This is a genomic window from Streptomyces candidus, from assembly GCF_014207445.1.
Lineage (GTDB): Bacteria > Actinomycetota > Actinomycetes > Streptomycetales > Streptomycetaceae > Streptomyces > Streptomyces candidus.
Genome location: NZ_JACHEM010000006.1, coordinates 49,682 through 67,380, shown reverse-complemented (window position 1 = coordinate 67,380; position 17,699 = coordinate 49,682). Strand labels below are relative to the sequence as shown.

Genomic DNA, 17,699 nt, shown 5'->3' with positions numbered 1-17,699 from the left:
CAGTGCGACTCAACGATCTCGACGAGCGAATCGTCCACGCCCTGGCGGAGGACGCCCGGCGTTCGTACGCCGACATCGGCTCCCTCGTAGGCCTCTCCGCCCCCGCCGTGAAGCGCCGGGTCGACCGGCTGCGGGCGGAAGGCGCCATCACCGGGTTCACCGTGCGGGTGGACCCGGCGGCGCTGGGCTGGGAGACCGAGGGGTTCATCGAGATCTACTGCCGCCGCAACACCTCGCCCGAGGCGATCAACCGGGGTCTTGAGCGGTACCCGGAGGTCGCGTCCGCGTCCACCGTCACGGGGGACGCGGACGCGATCGTCCAGGTCTTCGCCTCGGACATGCGGCACTTCGAAAGGGTGCTGGAGCGGATCGCGGGGGAGCCGTTCGTGGAGCGCACGAAGTCGGTGCTGGTCCTGTCCCCCCTCCTGCGCCGCTTCTCCTCCGGCTCCCCGGCCTGACCCCCCGGTGGCCCTCTTGAGCAAGGGGTCCGCTTCCCCCCGCGATCTCCCGTAGGCGGCGAGCCCGGTCTCCCCCTCCGTGAGCCGCCCCGGCCACCGGGCCCCGGCCCTCACCCCAGGTGAGCCTCCTTCGGCGGCGGGACAGCCCTCCGGGGGGCGGAACGGGCGGGCTAGGGGGCGGCCCCCAGCGGACGGTGCCCCCCCGCTCCGTACCTGCACCACCCCGTACGCGCCCCTTCGCTTCCCACGCGTACACGCGCCCGCCCTCACGCAACAAATCACCCCCGTACCCCCCTCGCACGCAACAGATCGACGGTCAGCGCGCAACGGTCGCGCCTTGTCCGCCCCGCACACCGCCCCGTACCGTCAATACGTCTTCCACCCCGCCCTCCCCACCCGCCCGAGGTCCGCCATGCCGTCGTCCCCTGCGTCGCCGCAGCCGCTCCGTATCGCCCTCCTCCAGAGCTCCGGGCGGCCCGGTTCCGTGGCCGCGAACCTCAAGGTGCTGGACGAGGCCGCGGGACGGGCGGCCGCCGCCGGGGCCGCGCTGCTGGTCTGCTCCGAGATGTTCCTCACCGGTTACGCCATCGGCGAGGACGTCCGCCGCCTCGCGGAGAGCGCGGACGGGGACGCCGCCGACGCGGTCGCCGACATCGCCGCACGGCACGGCCTCGCGATCGTCTACGGCTACCCGGAACGGGACGGCGCGGGCGGCGAGCGGGTCTTCAACTCGGCGCAGCTGATCGACTCGTCCGGCACGCGCCTCGCCAACTACCGCAAGACCCACCTCTTCGGCGGCTTCGAGCAGGACCACTTCACCCCGGGCGAACAGTCCGTCGTCCAGGCCGACCTGGGCGGCCTGCGGGTCGGCCTGATGATCTGCTACGACGTGGAGTTCCCGGAGAACGTCCGCGCCCACGCCCTCGCCGGCACCGACCTCCTGCTGGTGCCCACCGCCCAGATGCACCCCTTCCAGTTCGTCGCCGAGTCCCTCGTCCCGGTGCGCGCCTTCGAGAACCAGATGTACGTCGCGTACGTCAACCGCACGGGCCCCGAGGGCGAGGGCGCGGAGGCCTTCGACTTCGTCGGGCTGAGCTGCCTCGCGAGCCCCGACGGCGCCACCCGGCTGCGTGCCGGACGCGGCGAGGAACTCGTCGTGGGCGAGGTGGATCCCGAGCTGCTCCGCAGCTCGCGGGAGACGAACCCGTACCTGCGCGACCGCCGCCCCGGCCTCTACGCGTCGCTGGTCTGATCCGGCTTCCGCGCACGCCGCGCCGGCCCGAACAGACCGGGCCGCTTCCCCCCAACTTCTCACCGCCCAGCTAGGAGTCCGTACCCCATGACGTCCACGGTGCCCACCGCTGTCCAGCACACCGACGCGCAGCCGCCGATCACCATGTTCGGGCCGGACTTCCCGTACGCCTACGACGACTTCCTCGCCCACCCGGCGGGCCTCGGCCAGATACCCGCGACCGCGCACGGCACCGAGGTCGCCGTCATCGGCGGCGGGCTGTCCGGCATCGTCGCCGCGTACGAGCTGATGAAGATGGGCCTCAAGCCCGTCGTGTACGAGGCCGACCAGATCGGCGGCCGGCTGCGCACCGTGGGTTTCGACGGGCCCAGCACCGAGGGCCTGACCGCGGAGATGGGCGCGATGCGCTTCCCGCCGTCGTCGACCGCGCTCCAGCACTACATCGACCTGGTGGGCCTGCAGACCCGGCCGTTCCCGAACCCGCTCGCCCCGGAGACCCCCTCCACGGTCGTCGACCTCAAGGGCGAGTCGCACTACGCGGAGACCGTCGAGGACCTTCCGCAGGTCTACCGCGACGTCGCCGCCGCCTGGGCCGCCTGCCTGGAAGAGGGCGCCGACTTCTCCGACATGAACCAGGCCATGCGCGAGCGCGACGTACCGCGCATCCGCGAGATCTGGGCGAAGCTCGTCGAGAAGCTCGACAACCAGACCTTCTACGGCTTCCTCTGCGAATCGGAGGCCTTCAAGTCCTTCCGGCACCGCGAGATCTTCGGACAGGTCGGCTTCGGCACCGGCGGCTGGGACACCGACTTCCCGAACTCCATCCTGGAGATCCTGCGCGTCGTCTACACCGAGGCCGACGACCACCACCGCGGCATCGTCGGCGGCAGCCAGCAGCTCCCGCTGCGGCTGTGGGAGCGCGAGCCGCAGAAGCTGGTGCACTGGCCGCTGGGCACCTCGCTGAAGTCCCTGCACGAGGGCGACCCGAAGCCGGCCGTCACCCGGCTGAACCGCACCGCGGGCAACCGCATCACCGTGACGGACTCCTCCGGTGACATCCGCACGTACCAGGCGGCGATCTTCACCGCCCAGTCCTGGCTCCTCCTGTCGAAGATCGACTGCGACGACTCGCTCTTCCCCATCGACCACTGGACGGCGATGGAGCGCACCCACTACATGGAGTCCTCGAAGCTCTTCGTGCCCGTGGACCGGCCGTTCTGGCTGGACAAGGACGAGGAGACCGGGCGCGACGTGATGTCGATGACGCTCACCGACCGGATGACGCGCGGCACGTACCTGCTGGACGACGGACCGGACAAGCCCGCCGTGATCTGCCTCTCGTACACCTGGTGCGACGACAGCCTCAAGTGGCTGCCGCTGTCCGCGCAGGAGCGCATGGAGGTCATGCTCAAGTCGCTCGGCGAGATCTACCCGAAGGTCGACATCCGCAGTCACATCATCGGCAACCCGGTGACCGTGTCGTGGGAGAACGAGCCGTACTTCATGGGCGCCTTCAAGGCGAACCTGCCCGGCCACTACCGTTACCAGCGCCGCCTGTTCACCCACTTCATGCAGGACCGCCTGCCCGAGGACAAGCGCGGCATCTTCCTCGCGGGCGACGACATCTCGTGGACGGCCGGCTGGGCCGAGGGCGCGATCCAGACGGCGCTCAACGCGGTCTGGGGCGTCATGCACCACTTCGGCGGCACCACGGACACCACCAACCCGGGCCCCGGCGACGTCTACGACGAGATCGCCCCTCTGGAGCTCCCGGAGGACTGAGGGCCCGCCCTCCGTCGCCCCGCAGCCCCCTCCGGGCCGCGGGGCGGCAGCACGTCGGCCCCGCCCCTAGCGCAACGGCGTCAGCAGGCACCTGCCCACCAGGCCCGCCCCGGCGTCCATCCGCTCCACGAACTCCTCCGCCAGGTCGGGCAGCGCGCGCAGCCCCCACATCACCCGCGCCGCCGCCCACGCCGCCTCGCGCGCCCGCTCCAGACTCCACGTCCCCAGCAGATGCGTCAGCGGGTCCGCGATCTCCAGCAGGTCGGGGCCCGGCATCAGGTCCTCCCTGATCCGTTCCTCCAGGGCGACCAGCGTGTCCCCGACCCGGTCGAAGTCCCCTTCCACGTCGGCCGGTTCGCACCCCAGCACCTCGCACGTGTCGACGACCGCCCGCGCCAGGTCGTGCCCGATGTGCGCGTTGATCCCCGCGAGCGCGAACTGGAGCGGCCGTACGCCCGGATGGCGCCGGTACTGGAACAGCGGCCGCCAGCAGGCGGGCGTACGGAGCCCCGCGGCGGCGGCGTCGACGGCGGCCAGATATCTTTCCGCGAACAGCACATCGAGCGTGGCCGCGGCGTGCGGGTCGGCGAAGCGGCCGGTGTCGATCTGCCGGACGATCTCCTCGGTGACCGTCAGATAGACGCGGTTGAAGACCGCGACCCCGTCGCTGGGGTGCCAGCCGGCGCGGAAGGCACGCATCCGCCGCACCACACCGTGCACGGGGCCCGCACCGCCGGTGCGTTCCGTGCCGTCCACGGGCGGCCGAGGAGTGAGCAGTCCGGAGAGCCGTGTACGGTCCCTCTCAACTGTGAAGTGCTCGATCTGTGCCATGGGGGCAGCGTCCCAGTCATAGGCTTCCTGCGACGCAGCCGGGCCGGGGCTTCCCCAGAACGAGGGAATCCGGAGCCCCCGGTACCCGGGGGGAAGGGGGGAGTGACAGGGTGTCAGGCATACGAGGCCAACGCCGGAAGAACCGCGTCGAGGGCCGGCGCGGCGACAGCCGGAGCGACCACGGCGGAGACAACGGCCGACGCGACGACGGCGGAGCCTTCCCCCTGGCCGCCGAACAGGTGCTGACCGGCCCCCTCGCGGGCGAGGGACGCGCGGCGCGACGGGGCCGCGGCCGCGGCCGCAAGCGGGTGAACGGCGGCGCCCTGCGCGGCGCGATGGCCGTCGTCGCCTCGGCCGTGGTCGCCGTCGGCACGGTCACCGGCGTGGTCTCGGCCACCTCCGGTGAGCGGGAGCGCGCCACGGCGGCCCCGGAGATCACGAAGACCCCCGACATGCCGCCGCTGCCCGGGGCGCCGACCCCGTCGGCGACCACGGCGTCTCCCTCCGCCTCCATTTCGGCGTCCGCCACTGCGACGAAGCGGCCCGCACCCACGAAGACGCCGCCGCCCGCGGCGAAGAAGCCGCCGGCCCGGCAGCAGAGCGCACCGGTCTCGGCGAACCTCTACCTGCACCCGCAGTCCCAGGTACTGGACTGGGTGCGTGCCCACCGCGGCGACCCGCGGCACGCCCTGATCCAAGCGAAGATCGCCGCCCAGCCGGCCGCCGTCTGGTTCGCCGAGTACAAGCCCTCCACCATCACCAACGAGGTCCGCAAGGTCACCGCCGGGGCGGCGGCCGCGGGCCGGGTGCCGGTCGTCGTGCCGTACGCGATCCCCGAACGGGACTGCGGCGGCGCCTCGCAGGGCGGCGCGCCGGACTTCGGGTCCTACGACAGCTGGATACGCAGCTTCGGGGCGGGCCTCGGCAAGGGCGACGTCATCGTCATCCTGGAGCCCGACGCCATCGCCCAGACCGACTGCCTGAACGACGCGCAGCGCGCCACCCGCTTCGCCGCGCTCTCCCGCGCGGGCAAGGCCCTGCGCGCGGCGAACCCGAACGCCCGCGTCTACTTCGACGCCGGCCACTCGGGCTGGCACGCGGCCTCGAAGATGGCGGGCTATCTGCGCCAGGCAGGCGCGGCCACCAACAGCGACGGCATCTTCACCAATGTCTCGAACTTCCACCGGACCGCGGACGAGGTGGCGTACGCCCGCCAGGTCCTGTCGGCCCTCGGCGGGCCGTCCTCCCTGGGCGCGGTCATCGACACCAGTCGCAACGGGAACGGCGCCCCGGCGGCAGGCCAGTGGTGCGACCCCGCGGGACGCGCCCTGGGCCGCCCCCCGACGACGCGGACGGGCACATCCCGCATCGACGCGTACCTGTGGGTCAAGCTGCCGGGCGAGTCGGACGGCTGCAAGGGAGCGGCGGGCAGCTTCACACCGGACTACGCGGTGGACCTGGCGAACGGGTAGGGCAGGCAGCGGGTCCGGCGGTCCGGCGAAGGGGCGGGACGCGCCGATACGGGGCAGGTGCGGGACGCGCGGGATGCGGCGAACGAGGACGCCGACGGCCGGGGCGTCGGGCAGGACGGCACGGGGCCGGCGTGCGGGGCCGACCGCTGGGGCGAGGGGCCCGGCGGCGGAGCGGGAGCGCTCGTCTCCGCTTCGTACAGCCGCACCGCGCAGGGCTCGCCCCGACCGTTCCGCCCGTCCCGCGGGGCGGGCCGCGTGGCCTCCCTCAGTCCTTCCCCGGCCTCTCCTGGCCCGCCGGCTCCTCGTCGTACGAGGAGGTCCCCGCGTCGAGCAGCGGCTCGCGCTCCTTCATGTGCGCCGGCGCCAGTGCCCGCAGTACGTGGTACCCGGTGATGACCACGATCGTTCCCAGCGCGATCCCGCTCAGCTCGAAGCTGTCGGTGAACTTCAGGCTCACCCCGCCCACTCCGATGATGATCCCCGCCGCCGCCGGCACCAGATTCAGAGGATTGCGCAGATCGACCTTCGCGTTGATCCAGATCTGCGCGCCGAGCAGCCCGATCATGCCGTACAGGATGACCGTGATGCCGCCGAGCACCCCGCCCGGGATCGCCGCCACCACGGCGCCGAACTTCGGGCACAGTCCGAACAGCAGCGCGAAGAACGCCGCGGCCCAATAGGCGGCGGTGGAGTACACCCGGGTGGCCGCCATCACTCCGATGTTCTCGGAGTAGGTCGTGTTGGGCGGCCCACCGACCGCCGTGGACAGCATCGACGCGGCACCGTCCGCCGCGATCGCGGTGCCCAGCTTGTCGTCGAGGTCGTCACCGGTCATCTCGCCGACAGCCTTCACGTGCCCGGCGTTCTCGGCGATGAGCGCGATGACGACCGGCAGGGCGACCAGGATCGCCGACCACTGGAAGCTCGGCGCATGGAACGAGGGCAGCCCGATCCAGTCCGCCTCGGCGACCCCGGACAGGTCCAGCCGCCAGTGGTCCGCCGGGGCACCGCCGCCCACCGGCGAGTGAATTTTGCCGAAGACCAGGTCGAAGACCCACGAGATCCCGTACCCGAAGAGCAGCCCGAGGAAGATCGCGATGCGTGAGAGGAAGCCGCGCAGTGCCACCACGGCCAGTCCGGTGAAGAGCATGACCAGCAGCGCCGTCCACTGGTCCTGCGGCCAGTACGTGGACGCCGTCACCGGCGCCAGGTTGAAACCGATCAGCATGACCACGGCGCCGGTCACCACCGGGGGCATCGCCGCATGGATGATCCGCGCGCCGAACCTCTGCACCGCGAGCCCCGACAGGAACAGCGCCCCGCCCACCACGAACACCGCGCCGGTGACCGTCGCGCTGTCGCCGCCGCTCGCCCGGATCGCGGCGGCCACGCCCACGAAGGACAGGGAACAGCCCAGGTAGGAGGGGACGCGGCCCTTGGTCGCGAGCAGGAAGATGGCGGTCGCGACACCGGACATCATGATGGCGAGGTTCGGATCGAGACCCATCAGGACGGGCGCGACGAACGACGCGCCGAACATCGCCACCACGTGCTGCGCACCCAGCCCCGCCGTCCGGGGCCACGACAGCCGCTCGTCGGGTCGGACGACGGCTCCGGGCGCGGGGGTGCGCCCGTCCCCGTGCAAGGTCCAGCGGACACCGAGGCCCATGGGTGCTCCCGTTCAGCTCTGTTCAGTCTGCTTCTGATCCGAATTGATCGGATCCGAATGGATCGAAGCAAATGCTAGAGCCGAAAAGGGACGCTCACTTCCCGGTGGGCGCCGCTTCCGCTGCCGCCGCCGCGCCCTCCCGGCCCGCACCCCGCAGCACGTGCGCCCCTACCACGAGACCGAACGCCAGCACCGTCACCAGACCGAACGACACCACCAGTGATGTCACGTCCGCGACCGCGCCGATGGCGGAGGGTGCGATCAGGCCCGAGGTGTACGTGATGGTCGCCACGCCGGCGATGGCCTGGCTGGGGTTCGGCCCGCTGCGCCCGGCCGCGGCGAAGGCCAGCGGGACGACGACCGCGATCCCGAGGCCGATGAGCGCGAACCCCGTCAGGGCCAGCGGCACGTTCGGTGCCACGACCACCAGCGCGCCGCCCAGGGTCGCCGCCACACCGCCGACGCGCACGGTGGGTACCGGACCGAACCGGTCCACCACCCGGTCGCCGGTCAGCCGGGCCGCCGCCATGGTCGCCGCGAACGCCGTGGTGGACGCCGCCGCCAGGCCGGGGTCGGTGTTCAGGACGTCCCGCAGGTACACCGCCGACCAGTCCAGACTGGCCCCCTCCGCGAACACCGCGCAGAATCCCACCGCGCCGATGACCAGCGCCGACTTGGGCGGCAGGGCGAAGCGCGGCGGCGCCTCCGCTTCCGGAGCGCTGCGCAGGTCCAGTACGCCCTGGCAGGCGGCCAGGCCCAGCGCGGTCAGCACGAGCGCGGCGAGCAGGTGGTGCAGCCGCGCGTCGCTGCCCAGGTGCGCGGCGAGGGTGCCGGCGGCCGAACCGATCAGCGCGCCCACGCTCCACATGCCGTGCAGCCCCGACATGATCGACCTGTTGAGCCGGTTCTCGACGTCCACGCCGAGTGCGTTCATCGCCACGTCCGACATCCCGGCGGTGGCTCCGTACACGAAGAGCGCCGCGCACAGCGTCCAGATGTTCGGCGCGAGGGAGGGCAGGATCAGCGCGAGCGTCCACAGCGTCAGCAGGCCGCGCAGCGCGTTGCGGGCCCCGAAGCGGTGCGAGACCGCTCCTGCCAGCGGCATCGCCAGCGACGCGCCGATCGCGGGGAAGGCCAGCGCCAGGCCGAGCTGCCCCGCGCCGACCGAGGCGTGGTCCTGGATCCACGGGATGCGGGTGGCGAAGCTGCCGGTCACCGCCCCGTGGACGCAGAACACGGCCGCGACGGCGTACCGCGCCCGCTTCAACCGCTCTGTACCGAGTTCCATGCTTCCCCTCACGCCCGCTTCGGTCCCGTGTCGCGCCGTAAACTATCAGGAAGCCTGCCTGATAAATAGATCTGAAAGGATCCGGCCCATGCCCGCCTCTCCGAGCACCGCCCGCGCCCTGAACGACCGGCGCGCCCTGCAACTGCTCCAGGAGGAGGGTCCGTTGACGGCAGGACAGCTCAAGAACCTCACCGGCCTCTCCCGTCCCTCGGTCGCCGATCTCGTCGAACGCCTTCAGGACGGCGGCCTGATCACCGTCGTGGGGGAGAGCGGAGCCCAACGGCGGGGCCCCAACGCCCGGGTGTACGGAATCGTCGCCGACCGCGCCTACCTCGCGGCCCTGGACGTACGGACCGACAGCGTCGGCGTCGGCGTCGCCGACCTGCTCGGCCGTACCCTCGCCGAAGCGACCCTCTCCGTGGAGGAGGACGTACCCACCGAACAGGCGGTGGAAGCGGCCGTCGCGCTGCTGGAGCGCACCGCCCGCGAAGCGGGAGCCGCCCCCCTGCACACCGTCGGCATCGGCGCCCCCGGGCTCGTCGATCCGGCCACCGGAGAACTGCGCGACTCCACGGGACTGCCCGCCTGGCACCGCGGCCTGGTCCGGGTGCTCCAGGAGCGGCTGCCCGCGACCGTGCTCGTCGAGAACGAGACCAATCTCGCCGCCGTCGCCGAACAGCGTCGGGGCGGGGCGCGTGCCCACGGCACCTTCGTCCTGCTGTGGCTGGGGGCGGGCGTCGGGGCGGCCTTGGTGCTGGACGGGAAACTCCGCAGAGGGGCGTCCGGCGGCGCCGGCGAGATCGGCTTCCTGCCGATGCCGGGCACCCGCGGGCTGCCGTCGGCCATCCACTGCGACGGCGGCTTCCACTCACTGGCCGGCGGTGCGGCGGTCCAGGAACTGGCCGCCGCACACGGCGTGACGACCGGTCCGGACGCACCCGCCACGCTCGCCGCGGCCCTGGGGGCGGGCGAACGTGCGGAGCCGTTCCTGGACGCCCTCACCGAACGGCTGGCGCTGGGCGCCGCGTCGGTGGCCGCCGTCCTCGACCCGGGATGCGTGGTGCTGGGCGGCGAGCTGGGGCTGGCGGGCGGCAAGGTCCTCGCGGCGCGGGTCGAGGCGCGTCTCGCGCAGCTCTCCCCGCTGCGCACCGAGGTGCGGGCCGGGGAACTGGGCGGCGGCGCCGTGCTGGGCGGCGCGCTGCTCGTCGCCCGCGAGGCGGCCCAGGACGAACTGTTCGCCCCCGCACGCTAGCCGGGCGCGAAAGGCTCCCGGGCCCGGCCGGCCGGGGCGCGAAAGACTTCCTTCCCGACTCCCCACCCCCGGCGGGGGCACGGGAAACACCTCCGCCCCGGCTCCCTCCGCGAGAGGGGGGAACCGGGGCGGAGCGGGTGGGCGCGGTGCGTCAGCAGGCGCCGAGGTCCTGCCACACCCCCCATTCACCGGTGGTGCCGGGTTCCGCGCCTTGCGTCCACCACTTGGCCTTCCACTGGCGGCCCTTGTGCGACACGGTCGCCCCGCCGCCGTACGCGGTGGCCGCGACGTAGGCGGGCGCGGCGCACGCACCCGGGGTGGGCGTGGGGGTGGGAGTGGGCGTCGGGTCGGGGCCCGGACCCGGGCCCGGGCCCGGCTCCACCTGCTCCGTGCCGCGCGCCAGGTCACCGGCGAGGGCGTACGACGTGCCGCCGATGTTCACCGTCCAGTTCCACGGCGTGGACACCGGCAGGTAGTAGTTGAAGGACAGCTCGACGGATGCGCCGGGCGCCAGCGACTGCCAGGCCGGGAGCTTCAACGAGGCCCGGTGGAAGTCACCCTTCAGACCGCCGATGTTGCTGCCGGTGTGATCGCTGCTGATCACCTTGGTGCCGAAGCCCGACTGGTCGGACGCGTTGGCCGGGGCCGACGTCGAGTAGTCGAACTGGAACTCCGTGCCGCCCGGGAGGGCCGTCTTCGTACGGTTGGTGATCTTCAGCTTCGGAGTGATCGGGTAGTTGGAGTCGCCCAGCTTGAAGTCGCCGAACTCCACACCGATGTCGACGGTCTTCTTCGGCAGCGGCTTGTTCGACACGGCCGCGCCGTACGGCTTCGCCGCCTTGAACTTGTCGTACATCAGCGAGGTCAGCGTGGAACCGGGGTCGTACTGGCCCTTGGCCGCGTTCCAGCCGTAGTCGCCCGCCAGCTCCCAGATCATGGTGCCGCCGATGCCCCGGTCCACCACGTAGTCGGCCTTGGCGCCCACCGACTGCTCGTCCTCCGTCGACAGGAAGACCTTCTTCTCCGCGTTCCACAGCCACGGCGCGACCAGCGTCGAGTCGTACTTGCGGACGTAGGCGCCCGTCAGCCTGGTGCCGGTCGGGAAGCCGTAGGTGGTGACGTAGTCGCCGACGATCCCCTTCTCCAGGTTCTTCGCGTGCCACATCGGGTTGGAGCCCGCCGGGGACTCCTGGCCGTTGTCGTCCTTGTCGTGCCACAGGTTGTCGATGCCGACCGCGCCGTCGCCGCACTTGGTGAGGCCCGACCCGGCCGGACAGGAGGTGGCGGCGGCCTTGCCCCACAGCCCGTCCGTACCGCCCTGCACGTTCTTGTGTCCCCGGGTGTAGTACGGCAGGCCCACGTTGATGCGTCCCGCGGGCATCGAGCCGCGGAAGTAGTGGTACGCCCAGTCGGTGTTCAGGTAACCGATCCCGCCGTACTGCGCGCTGCCGTAGACGTTGGCGGCGGCCAGTTCGCCGTCCTTGCCGTTGTCGAAGAGCGCGGCGTTCGGGCCGACGTGCTCGTTCCAGGCGCCGTGCAGGTCGTACGACATGATGTTGACGTAGTCCAGGTACTTCTGGACCTGGAAGGTCTCCATGCCGCGCAGCAGGTAGCCGGAGGAGGGGGCGGCGACGGTGAGCAGGTAGTGCTTGCCGTCGGCGGCGCCCGCCCGGTCGAGCTTCTCGCGCAGCGACTTCATCAGCACCGCGTAGCCCTTGACCAGACCGCCGCGCCGCGCGTTGGAGATCGGGAAGTCCGCCGGGTGTCCCGCGTCCTTCATCGACGTGGGGTATTCGTAGTCGATGTCGAGGCCGTTGAAGCCGTACTTCTTGATGAAGGCGACGGCGGAGTCGGCGAAGGTGTTGATGCCGGCCTGGTTCACCGATCCGTCGGCGTTGGTGGCCATCGTGTAGAAGCCGCCGGAGCCGACGCGCTTGCCGTCCTCGCCGAAGTAGCCCCCGGACTCCGCCCAGCCGCCCACCGAGACGAGGGTCTTGACGTCCGGGTGCTTCTTCTTGAACTTGTTCAGCTGGTTGAAGTGGCCCTTGTACGGAAGCGCGGGGTCCATCTCGGAGCCCGCCACGCCGGGCCAGGTCATGCCGGTGGCGGCGTTCTTCTCGCCGTCCGCGCCGACCGAGATCCTGTTGTCGCCGCCGATGTGCGCGAACGCGTAGTTGAGGTGGGTGACCTTGTCCCAGGGGATGTCGGACGCCAGGTAGGACGGCAGGCCGTCCTTGCCGGTGCGCCAGCCGGTGAAGTAGCCGATGATGCGGCGCTGGTGGTCGGCGCCCATCTTCTCGCGGCCCTCGGTGTCGTAGACCGAGCAGTACGGGACGTCCACGCCCGGTGTCCTGTGGAGCCCGTCGGGCCTGCAGGTCTCGTGGTCCACGGCGGCGGGGGCGGCCGGTGCGGCGTGCGCGGCGAGGGTGCCGGCGAGCAGCGCGGCGACGGCCGCGGTCGCGGTGCCCGCGGCGATCAGGGAGCCCCGGGCGCGCGGGGCGCGGGAGCGGCGGGTGGGTCTTGTGGGGGACAGCACGTCAGGTCCTCCTGGGGAGGCTCGGCGTCACACGAGGGGACGGGGGATGGTCCGTGTTGCGTGCCCGGGGTGTGCGCACACCGGCGGGCTGTCTCCGGGAGGTGACGCAGACGTTAAGAGGACTAGACCAGCGCGTCAATAGGTCTGGACCTTTAAATGTGATCCGGCCCACAGGTGCTGTGAGTCAATCCACAGGTCCCTCCGGCCCACGCCGCGGCCGGGCGTGGCACACTTGCCGTGTACCAGCAGCAGCGCACTCCGGGGTCGGTGTAATTCCGAACCGGCGGTTATAGTCCGCGACCCGGTCACCTCCAGTGACCGGTTGACCAGGTGTAATTCCTGGACCGACGGTGAAAGTCCGGATGGGAGGCAGTGCGCGGCGGGCCGTCACAGGTCGTTTGGTACGCCGCCGTCGGCGGGTGGTCCGTGCAGGCACATGACGTGCGCGCGCGGAACGACCCTCTGTTCCGGCCCGGCGTGGCCGTGCTTCCGCATCCCGTGACGTGTGCCCGCTTCCTCTGTCGTCATCGACAGGCCCCGGAGTCCGTGCCCGAAGAGGCAGGAGACCCGGTGGCAACCGCCGCAGCAGACCGGACCGCGATGCGCCGAGCGATCACGCTCGCAGCGCGCGGCCTCGGCGCCACCAGCCCCAACCCGGTCGTCGGATGCGTTCTCACGGACGCCTCGGGCCGGATCGTCGGCGAAGGCTTTCACCAGCGGGCCGGCGGCCCGCACGCCGAGGTCCACGCCCTGCGGGACGCGGGGGACAGGGCACGGGGCGCCACCGCCTTCGTCACCCTGGAGCCCTGCAACCACACCGGCCGCACCGGCCCCTGCGCGCAGGCCCTCCTGGACGCCGGAGTCGCCCGCGTCGTCTACGCCGTCGCCGACCCGAACCCGCAGGCCACCGGCGGAGCGGACACCCTCCGCGCCGCCGGGATCCAGGTCGAGCAGGGACTCCTCGAAGCGGAGGCCGCCGAAGGGAACGCCGCCTGGCTCACCTCGGTGCACCGGGGCCGCCCGTACGTCCTGTGGAAGTACGCGGCCACGCTCGACGGCCGGATCGCCGCCGCCGACGGCACCAGCCGCTGGATCTCCTGCGCCGAGTCCCGCGCCGATGTCCACCGGCTGCGCGCCGAGGCCGACGCCGTGGTGGTCGGTTCCGGGACGATGCGTGCGGACGATCCGCACCTCGCCGTACGCGGCGTCGACGGCGCCGTTCAGCCGTTGCGCGTGGTCCTCGACACGGACGCGCGGGCGGTCGGGCCCGGTGCGCGGGTCCTGGACGACGCCGCACCGACCCTCGTCGCGGTCGCCGAGGACGCGCGGACCGACCTCGCCGACGTCGTACGCGTGCCCCGCGCCGACGGCGGACTCGACGTCCGCGCCCTGCTCGCCGAGCTGTACGCGCGCGGCGTGCGCTCCGTACTGCTGGAGGGCGGACCGACCCTCGCGGGCGCGTTCGTCGCTGCCGGAGCCGTCGACAAGGTGGTCGGCTACCTCGCCCCCGTCCTGCTGGGCGCCGGCCCCGCCGCCCTCGGCGACGCCGGAATCAGCACCCTCTCCGACGCGTTGCGCCTCGATGTGACCGAGACGGTCCGCATCGGTTCCGACCTCCGCATCACCGCCGTCCCCACCGTCACCCCCGCCGCAACGAAGGAGCGCTGAGCGTGTTCACCGGAATCGTCGAAGAACTGGGTGAGGTCACCGCCGTCGAGAACCTCGGCGACTCCTCCCGCTTCCGTCTGCGCGGCCCCCTCGTCACCGAGGACGCCAAGCACGGCGACTCGATCGCCGTCAACGGCGTCTGCCTGACCGTCGTCGACACCGCGGACGGCGAGTTCACCGCCGACGTGATGGCCGAGACCCTCAACCGCTCCAGCCTCGGCGCCCTCGTCGTCGGCTCGCGCGTCAACCTGGAGCGCCCCATGGCGCTCGGCGGACGCCTCGGCGGCCACCTCGTCCAGGGCCACGTCGACGGCACCGGCACCATCGTCGACCGCAAGCCCTCCGAGCACTGGGAGATCGTCAAGGTCGCCCTCCCCGAGGGGCTGTCCCGGTACGTCGTAGAGAAGGGCTCGATCACGGTCGACGGCGTGAGCCTCACCGTCGTCGACGCGGGCGACGACCACTTCACCATCAGCCTCATCCCCACCACCCTCGCGCTGACCACGCTCGGCATCAAGCAGGCCGGAGACCCGGTCAACCTCGAAGTCGACGTCCTCGCCAAGTACGTCGAGCGCCTGCTCGGCACCCGCGCCGCCACCCCCGAGGAGACCGTGAAGTGAGCGCCTTCGCCTGGCTCAACGCCGAAGCCTTCACGGCCTTCGGGCAGCACATCCTGTGGTCCGACATGATCGGCAACACCGTCGGTCTGCTGGCCCTCGCCCTCGGCTGGCGGCGCTCCATATGGACCTGGCCCGCCCAGCTCGCCTCCGGTGTCATCCTGGTCGCCGCCTACGCGTCCGTGCAGCTCAGCGGCGGGGTCGGGAAGCAGCTGCTGGTCATCGGCGTCGCCCTGTGGGGCTGGCGGCAGTGGCAGCGCGGCAAGCAGCAGGCCCAGGACGGGACGATCGCCGTCCGCTTCGCCACCTGGCGCGAACGCGGCCTGCTGATCGGCGGCGCGGTGCTCGGCACCCTCGCCGTCGGCGGCCTCTTCACCCTCTACCCGAACCTGTCCTGGAGCCCGTGGGCCGACGCGTACATCTTCGTCGGCACGCTCGCCGCGATGGTGGCCCAGGCACGCGGTCTGGTCGAGTTCTGGTTCGCCTGGCTGCTGGTCGACCTCGTCGGTGTCCCGCTCGCCTTCAGCAGCGGACTCGCCTTCTCCGGATTCGTGTACGTCATCTACCTCGTCCTCGTCCTGTGGGGGATGCGGGACTGGTGGCTGCGCTCCCGCGCCGCCGTCGCCCCGCCCGCACTCGAAGGAGCCTCGGCATGACCACCGCTCTGACCCCCGTCGACACCGTCCCGACCCCCGCCCCCTACGACAGCCGGGAGGCACTCGTGAGCCACGACAGCCACGAAGACCTGCGCCTCGACCCGGTCGAGCAGGCGATCCGCGACATCGCGGCCGGCCGCCCGATCGTCGTCGTCGACGACGAGGACCGCGAGAACGAGGGCGATCTGATCGTCGCCGCCGAGAAGATCACACCCGAGATCGTCGCGTTCATGATGAGCGAGTGCCGCGGCCTGATCTGCGCCCCCATGGAGGGCCCGGAGCTGGACCGGCTCGCCCTGCCGCAGATGGTCGAGCACAACACCGAGTTGATGCGCACCGCCTTCACCGTCTCCGTCGACGCCTCCGGCGCACACGGCGTCACCACCGGAATCTCCGCCTCCGACCGCGCCACCACGCTGCGGCTGCTGGCCTCCGGCGACAGCACCCCGGTCGACTTCGTCCGGCCCGGCCACATCTTCCCGCTGCGCGCCCGTCCCGGCGGCGTCCTGGTCCGCAACGGCCACACCGAGGCCGCCGTCGACCTGGCACGCCTCGCGGGACTGCGGCCGGCCGGGGCCATCGTGGAGATCGCGGACGAGGACGGCGTCATGCTGCGGCTGCCCGAACTGGTCCCGTTCGCCCGCAAGCACGGCCTGACGATCATCTCCATCGAGGACCTGGCCGCCCACCGCCGCGCCACCGAGTTCGCTCCGGCCCCGACGGTCGCCGAGGAGACGGACGCACCCGTCGTCCGCCGCGAGGCCGAAGTGCACCTGCCCACCACGTTCGGCGAGTTCACCGCGTACGGCTACCGCGCGCTCGCCGACGGCGTCGAGCACGTCGCGCTCGTCCACGGCGACCTCGGCGACGGCGAGGACGTCCTGGTCCGCGTCCACTCCGAGTGCCTCACCGGCGACATCTTCCACTCCCAGCGCTGCGACTGCGGCCCCCAGCTGGACGCCTCCATGCGCCGCGTCACCGAGGAGGGCCGCGGCGTCGTCGTCTACCTGCGCGGACACGAGGGGCGCGGCATCGGCCTGCTGTCCAAGCTCAGGGCCTACGAACTCCAGGAGCGCGGCGTCGACACCCTCGACGCCAACCTCGAACTGGGCCTGCCCGCCGACGCCCGGGACTACGCGGCCGGTGCGCGGATCCTCGCCGACCTCGGCGTGCGCAGTCTGCGTCTGATGACGAACAACCCGGACAAGATCACCGCGCTCGTCCGGCACGGACTCGTCGTCGGCGGACGCGAGGCCATGCCCGTACAGGCCGGCGAGCACAACCTCCGGTACCTGCGCACCAAGCGGGACCGGATGGGCCACGACCTGCCCTGGCTGGACGGCGCCGCCGCCCCCACCTGCGGCAACCAGTAACACCTCCGGACCACCACACAGACGTACACCACCACACAGAGGAGAGAGCGCGTGAGCGGCAAGGGTGCACCCGAACTGAGCGTGAAGAACTGCAACGACCTGCGGGTGGCGGTCATCGCGGCCCAGTGGCACGAGAAGATCATGGACGGCCTCGTCGACGGCGCCCTGCGCGCCCTGCACGAGCTCGGCATCGACGAGCCGACGCTGCTCAGGGTCCCCGGCAGCTACGAGCTGCCCGTCGTCGCCAAGGTCCTCGCGGGCCGCGGCTACGACGCGATCGTCGCCCTCGGGGTCGTCATCCGCGGCGGCACCCCCCACTTCGAGTACGTGTGCCAGGGCGTCACCCACGGCCTCACCCAGGTCTCCGTCGACACCGGCGTCCCCATCGGCTTCGGCGTACTGACCTGCGACACCGAGGAGCAGGCCCTGGACCGGGCCGGGCTGGACGGCTCCACCGAGGACAAGGGGCACGAGGCCGTCACCGCCGCCGTCGCCACCGCCACGACGCTGCGCACGGTCGCCGAACCCTGGCGCTGAGTGCCGGAGCGGCACCCCGTACTCTAAGGACCATCATGGCCAACAAGACTTTCGAAGAGCTCTTCACCGAGCTCCAGCTCAAGGCCGCCAACGGCGACCCCACCACCTCCCGCACCGCCGAGCTGGTGGAAAAGGGCGTCCATGCCATCGGCAAGAAGGTCGTCGAGGAGGCCGCCGAAGTCTGGATGGCCGCCGAGTACGAGGGCAAGGAAGCCGCCGCCGAGGAGATCTCGCAGCTGCTGTACCACGTCCAGGTGATGATGGTCGCGCGCGGGATCTCGCTCGACGACGTCTACGCACACCTCTGA

General features: G+C 71.9%; 15 protein-coding genes and 1 riboswitch. Of the genes, 11 read left to right on the top strand and 4 right to left on the bottom strand.

Annotated elements, in window-relative coordinates; translation table 11 throughout:
• The first annotated feature begins 2 nt into the window (after positions 1-2).
• The 3 genes from HNQ79_RS13365 to HNQ79_RS13355 all read left to right on the top strand — a co-directional run bounded on the left by HNQ79_RS13365 (position 3) and on the right by HNQ79_RS13355 (position 3,492).
• A complete protein-coding gene (locus tag HNQ79_RS13365; RefSeq protein ID WP_185030508.1) occupies positions 3-458 on the top strand; it encodes an Lrp/AsnC family transcriptional regulator in 456 nt (151 codons plus the stop codon).
• Between the two features lie 412 nt (positions 459-870).
• Positions 871-1,710, top strand: a complete 840-nt coding sequence (locus tag HNQ79_RS13360) for a carbon-nitrogen hydrolase family protein (protein ID WP_185031090.1) — start codon at positions 871-873, stop codon at positions 1,708-1,710.
• 87 nt (positions 1,711-1,797) lie between these two features.
• Positions 1,798-3,492 (top strand): flavin monoamine oxidase family protein, encoded by a 1,695-nt coding sequence (locus HNQ79_RS13355; RefSeq protein WP_185030506.1) that lies wholly within the window; start codon positions 1,798-1,800, stop codon positions 3,490-3,492.
• Between the two features lie 66 nt (positions 3,493-3,558).
• Here HNQ79_RS13355 and HNQ79_RS13350 read toward each other — a convergent pair whose 3' ends face one another.
• Positions 3,559-4,323 carry a DUF5995 family protein gene (locus HNQ79_RS13350; protein ID WP_221507680.1) on the bottom strand — a complete coding sequence of 255 codons (765 nt, stop codon included), beginning with the start codon at positions 4,321-4,323 and terminating at the stop codon, positions 3,559-3,561.
• Positions 4,324-4,658: 335 nt separating this feature from the next.
• Between HNQ79_RS13350 and HNQ79_RS13345 the strand changes: the two genes are divergently transcribed.
• Positions 4,659-5,795: a glycoside hydrolase family 6 protein gene (locus HNQ79_RS13345; RefSeq protein ID WP_185031086.1), complete on the top strand. Its 1,137-nt coding sequence runs from the start codon at positions 4,659-4,661 to the stop codon at positions 5,793-5,795.
• A 265-nt stretch (positions 5,796-6,060) separates the two neighbouring features.
• Here the strand turns inward: HNQ79_RS13345 and HNQ79_RS13340 are convergent, their stop codons facing one another.
• The gene (locus tag HNQ79_RS13340; protein ID WP_185030503.1) at positions 6,061-7,464 is read right to left on the bottom strand and encodes a uracil-xanthine permease family protein; all 1,404 of its coding nucleotides are present in this window, start codon (positions 7,462-7,464) and stop codon (positions 6,061-6,063) included.
• Between the two features lie 94 nt (positions 7,465-7,558).
• Entirely contained in the window at positions 7,559-8,752 is a 1,194-nt protein-coding gene (locus tag HNQ79_RS13335; protein WP_185030500.1) for an MFS transporter, read from the bottom strand.
• Between the two features lie 88 nt (positions 8,753-8,840).
• Here HNQ79_RS13335 and HNQ79_RS13330 point away from each other — a divergent pair, with 88 nt between their 5' ends.
• Positions 8,841-10,004, top strand: a complete 1,164-nt coding sequence (locus HNQ79_RS13330) for an ROK family transcriptional regulator (RefSeq protein WP_185030496.1) — start codon at positions 8,841-8,843, stop codon at positions 10,002-10,004.
• Between the two features lie 151 nt (positions 10,005-10,155).
• Here HNQ79_RS13330 and HNQ79_RS13325 read toward each other — a convergent pair whose 3' ends face one another.
• Complete coding sequence (locus HNQ79_RS13325) at positions 10,156-12,540, bottom strand: chitinase C-terminal domain-containing protein (protein WP_229923565.1); 2,385 nt, start codon at positions 12,538-12,540, stop codon at positions 10,156-10,158.
• 249 nt (positions 12,541-12,789) lie between these two features.
• A riboswitch (FMN riboswitch) is annotated at positions 12,790-12,920 on the top strand.
• A 220-nt stretch (positions 12,921-13,140) separates the two neighbouring features.
• Here HNQ79_RS13325 and ribD point away from each other — a divergent pair.
• The 6 genes from ribD to HNQ79_RS13295 are packed head-to-tail and all read left to right on the top strand — an operon-like array spanning position 13,141 to position 17,699.
• Positions 13,141-14,208 (top strand): bifunctional diaminohydroxyphosphoribosylaminopyrimidine deaminase/5-amino-6-(5-phosphoribosylamino)uracil reductase RibD, encoded by a 1,068-nt coding sequence (gene ribD, locus HNQ79_RS13320; protein ID WP_185031082.1) that lies wholly within the window; start codon positions 13,141-13,143, stop codon positions 14,206-14,208.
• Between the two features lie 2 nt (positions 14,209-14,210).
• Positions 14,211-14,828: a riboflavin synthase gene (locus HNQ79_RS13315; protein ID WP_185030493.1), complete on the top strand. Its 618-nt coding sequence runs from the start codon at positions 14,211-14,213 to the stop codon at positions 14,826-14,828.
• Positions 14,825-15,481 (top strand): nicotinamide mononucleotide transporter family protein, encoded by a 657-nt coding sequence (locus HNQ79_RS13310; RefSeq protein WP_185030490.1) that lies wholly within the window; start codon positions 14,825-14,827, stop codon positions 15,479-15,481. The genes HNQ79_RS13315 and HNQ79_RS13310 overlap by 4 nt, the downstream gene beginning before the upstream one ends.
• On the top strand, positions 15,478-16,854 hold the full coding sequence (locus HNQ79_RS13305; protein ID WP_185030487.1) for a bifunctional 3,4-dihydroxy-2-butanone-4-phosphate synthase/GTP cyclohydrolase II: 1,377 nt from the start codon (positions 15,478-15,480) through the stop codon (positions 16,852-16,854). The genes HNQ79_RS13310 and HNQ79_RS13305 overlap by 4 nt, the downstream gene beginning before the upstream one ends.
• A gap of 51 nt (positions 16,855-16,905) precedes the next feature.
• Positions 16,906-17,391: a 6,7-dimethyl-8-ribityllumazine synthase gene (gene ribH / locus HNQ79_RS13300; RefSeq protein ID WP_185030485.1), complete on the top strand. Its 486-nt coding sequence runs from the start codon at positions 16,906-16,908 to the stop codon at positions 17,389-17,391.
• Positions 17,392-17,426: 35 nt separating this feature from the next.
• Positions 17,427-17,699 carry a phosphoribosyl-ATP diphosphatase gene (locus tag HNQ79_RS13295; RefSeq protein ID WP_185030482.1) on the top strand — a complete coding sequence of 91 codons (273 nt, stop codon included), beginning with the start codon at positions 17,427-17,429 and terminating at the stop codon, positions 17,697-17,699.

Excerpts from the sequence above, each read along its gene's own strand:
- HNQ79_RS13335 (WP_185030500.1), bottom strand. The coding sequence starts at position 8,752 with ATGGAACTCGGTACAGAGCGGTTGAAGCGGGCGCGGTACGCCGTCGCG.
- HNQ79_RS13360 (WP_185031090.1), top strand. The coding sequence starts at position 871 with ATGCCGTCGTCCCCTGCGTCGCCGCAGCCGCTCCGTATCGCCCTCCTC.
- HNQ79_RS13330 (WP_185030496.1), top strand. The coding sequence starts at position 8,841 with ATGCCCGCCTCTCCGAGCACCGCCCGCGCCCTGAACGACCGGCGCGCC.
- HNQ79_RS13350 (WP_221507680.1), bottom strand. The coding sequence starts at position 4,323 with ATGGCACAGATCGAGCACTTCACAGTTGAGAGGGACCGTACACGGCTC.
- HNQ79_RS13340 (WP_185030503.1), bottom strand. The coding sequence starts at position 7,464 with ATGGGCCTCGGTGTCCGCTGGACCTTGCACGGGGACGGGCGCACCCCC.
- HNQ79_RS13345 (WP_185031086.1), top strand. The coding sequence starts at position 4,659 with ATGGCCGTCGTCGCCTCGGCCGTGGTCGCCGTCGGCACGGTCACCGGC.
- HNQ79_RS13355 (WP_185030506.1), top strand. The coding sequence starts at position 1,798 with ATGACGTCCACGGTGCCCACCGCTGTCCAGCACACCGACGCGCAGCCG.
- HNQ79_RS13305 (WP_185030487.1), top strand. The coding sequence starts at position 15,478 with ATGACCACCGCTCTGACCCCCGTCGACACCGTCCCGACCCCCGCCCCC.
- HNQ79_RS13295 (WP_185030482.1), top strand. The coding sequence starts at position 17,427 with ATGGCCAACAAGACTTTCGAAGAGCTCTTCACCGAGCTCCAGCTCAAG.
- ribD (WP_185031082.1), top strand. The coding sequence starts at position 13,141 with ATGCGCCGAGCGATCACGCTCGCAGCGCGCGGCCTCGGCGCCACCAGC.